3 protein-coding genes are annotated in these 2,169 nt (G+C 40.8%); 2 read left to right on the forward strand and 1 reads right to left on the reverse strand.

Translation table 11 applies throughout. The features are described 5' to 3' along the window. On the reverse strand, positions 1 to 796 hold a 796-nt coding region (locus EYA77_RS05265), incomplete at its 3' end, for a LysR family transcriptional regulator (protein WP_167816105.1). A 90-nt stretch (positions 797 to 886) separates the two neighbouring features. Here EYA77_RS05265 and EYA77_RS05270 point away from each other — a divergent pair. Together EYA77_RS05270 and EYA77_RS05275 are read left to right on the forward strand one after the other, a co-directional pair. Further along, complete coding sequence (locus tag EYA77_RS05270; protein WP_209315015.1) at positions 887 to 1,249, forward strand: hypothetical protein; 363 nt, start codon at positions 887 to 889, stop codon at positions 1,247 to 1,249. 2 nt (positions 1,250 to 1,251) lie between these two features. Then, positions 1,252 to 2,139: a DMT family transporter gene (locus EYA77_RS05275; RefSeq protein WP_167816106.1), complete on the forward strand. Its 888-nt coding sequence runs from the start codon at positions 1,252 to 1,254 to the stop codon at positions 2,137 to 2,139. Positions 2,140 to 2,169 lie beyond the last annotated feature (30 nt).

Below are 2,169 nucleotides of genomic sequence, written 5' to 3' on the forward strand. Positions count from 1 at the left end.
GACCAATATTCCTGTATGCTGGCACATCCATCTCTTTTTCTACGATATGGTAAGGAACACGTTTTAGAATTAACTGTGGCAGAATACTTATACCAAGACCACTTTCTACCATGGACATGATTGCGTAATCGTCCCATGTTGTAAAATGAATCTTTGGTGTTAAGCCACACCGCTCAAATATCTCTGACACCTCGGCTTTTGCTCCTTTTTCAAGAAGCATAAAAGGATCATTACACAAAGCAGTGACAGGAAAACATTCACATTTTGCCAATGGATGATTTTCGGGCAGGATGACAAGCAATTTGTCTTGCTCTAAGAAAATAGTTTCTAGATCGGGATGTGTGGGTAACCTTAGAAAACCACAATCCACACGCCCCTCCAAAATCCATTCCTCGATTTCTGTATAGTCACCCAGGAGCAATTCATAGTCGATGTTCGGATAATCCTTTTGAAATTCTTTGATGATATTTGGAAGCCAATGTGTAGCCACGCTGGAAAAAGTACCAATACGAATTAGTCCTGATTGAAGTCCGTTCAACTCATCCACCTGCATTTGCAACTTCTGATATTCTTCGCAGACCCGTTGGGCATGTGGCAGAAGTTTCTTACCATCAGAGGTGAGCTGCACCCCAGCTCGACTTCTTTTTAAAAGTGATACTTTCCACTCTTTTTCTAAATCGTTAATCATCCGACTAATTCCAGATTGCGAATAATGCAACATTTCAGCCGCCTTTGTAAAGCTCCCATATTCCACTGTTTTAATAAATGCCATATATTTAAGAATATTCATATCCATTTTTCGTACCCTCATTATATCTTGTTTTGTTATACTATGTATGATAAACATTCGCTTTTGTTATCCTACGTCTTATGATATATTCTTTTTATGAATTTTTCAAGAATGAAAGGAATGATGTTAGCCATGTTTTTTATTAGTAATACTTATATAACAGCACCAGATCAGTTCAGCACTCCACTTCAAGAGAAAACTTACCAAGCATTGGAGGAATTACATATACTCTTTGAGCGTGTCGACACGGATGAAGCTATCACGATGGATATCTCCCGTGTTTCTTTTGCTCCTGCTGAACTAATGGAACAAATGTTAGGAACTAAAATCGGTGCGGCCACCGTATTCAGTGCTCTGCTGGATACAGAAAATGTGATACAAATTGTTTTCGACAAAGACGTTCTCGCAGAAGAATGTTATGGATGCAGCGCCGGGACGGTGTTTGTTGGAAGGTGTTGACTATGAAGCAGACATATTTCAAGTATATCCTTGCCATGCTACTTTTCGGCTCCAATGGAGTTGTGGCAAGCTATATTGGGTTAACCAGCTATGAAATTGTTCTTCTGCGCTCTCTGTTGGGTAGTCTTCTACTTATCGCTATTTTCTTTTTCACGGGACACAAGCTAACCGCACTACAGCATAAAAAGGATTTCTGTTATATTGCGCTATCTGGTATCACAATGGGTGCTGACTGGCTTCTTCTTTTCGAGGCCTTTGCTCAAATCGGCGTTAGTTTGGGAATGCTGATCAATTACTGTGGCCCTGCGATTGTCGTGGCACTTTCGCCCTTGCTGTTCAAGGAACGAGTGACCCGGCAAAAACTGACCGCTCTGATTACTACTCTTATTGGCGTGTTTCTTATCAGCGGGCAGGCGGCAACGAAAGGTGCCAACTTTTGGGGAATTTTCTGTGCAGGACTGTCGGCTGTCTCTTATGCCGCCATGGTAATTTTCAACAAGAAGTCAAAGCAAGTCACAGGAATAGAAAACTCCACCCTTCAACTATTTTTGGCTTTTGTGACAGTAGCAATTTTTGTCGGATTCAAACAAGGTCTCTATATGGAGATTGCCGCTGTGGATTGGTTACCCATTCTGTGGATCGGTCTAATCAACACCGGTATAAGTTGCTATTTGTATTTTTCCTCCATGGGGCGTCTACCAGTGCAGACTGTAGCAATTTGTGGTTATTTAGAGCCTCTTTCGGCTGTTGTTTTTTCCGTCCTATTTTTAAAAGAAATACTGCAGCCAATTCAAATTATAGGTGCAGTGCTGATTATCGGCGGTGCGGTGTTTGCAGAAGGGATATTCAAACTAAAAAATTACCAAATAACAGCTAAAAATAATAGTTGAATATTTACATCTCTTCTCTCTACTCAACCC

It is taken from the genome of Methanocorpusculum sp. GPch4 (genome assembly GCF_012062385.1).
Taxonomy (GTDB): domain Archaea; phylum Halobacteriota; class Methanomicrobia; order Methanomicrobiales; family Methanocorpusculaceae; genus Methanocorpusculum; species Methanocorpusculum parvum.